The sequence below is a fragment of the Roseateles sp. P5_E1 genome (genome assembly GCF_054049335.1).
In genome coordinates this window covers 1-651 of sequence record NZ_JBFUMN010000248.1, presented here as the reverse complement: position 1 = coordinate 651, position 651 = coordinate 1, and the positions used below count along the sequence as shown (strand labels likewise).

Below are 651 nucleotides of genomic sequence, written 5' to 3'. Positions count from 1 at the left end.
GGGCGGCACCGTGCTCCGGGCGGCGCTGACGGTGATTCCGGTGCTGATGATCGGCTACCTGCCCTACCGACTGCTGGGCCGGCGGGGTTCACCCCGACGGCCGGTCGACAGCGGATCAGGGATGCGCGGCCCCGGCGCCTGACGTCCCCGTCGTTGCGACCGCTTCGCCACCCTGCCAGCCCCCCAACGCCCGGTACAGCTCCACCCGCGGCATTGCCGCACTGGCGTGGCGGGTGGCCAGCGCTGCCTGGTTGTCCAGGGCGATGCGCTGGGGGATCGCTGCGCTGCTGCTCGCTGGCTTCAGCATCGATCGCAGCGTCCATTGTCAGCGCCGGGCGCCACGCCGCGGCGACCGGCTCATCGCGGCGTCGCGCCGGCGACGGATGACACGCCAGCGTCCGCCTCCACCACCCGGTTGCGGCCATGCCGCTTGGCCTCGTACAACGCGGCATCGGTGGCTGCCAGCAGGCCACTGGGATCGGACGAAGCGATCTGCGCGACATGCGCCACGCCGATGCTGACGGTCACACCGATCAGGTTGACCGCACCGGGCGAGGCCAGACGCACCCGTTCCACCGCCTGGCGCATGGTCTCGGCCAGCGCCAGCGCACCCTCGCGCGTCGTCGCGGGAACCACCACCGCGAATTCCTC

The 651-nt window shown here is 72.4% G+C and carries 1 protein-coding gene; it reads right to left on the bottom strand.

Features of this window, described 5'->3' with window-relative positions; genetic code table 11:
- Window positions 1–357: 357 nt before the first annotated feature.
- Window positions 358–651, bottom strand: a 294-nt coding sequence (locus tag ACXJKJ_RS30855; protein WP_457395335.1) for a diguanylate cyclase, incomplete at its 5' end; no start/stop codon positions are given.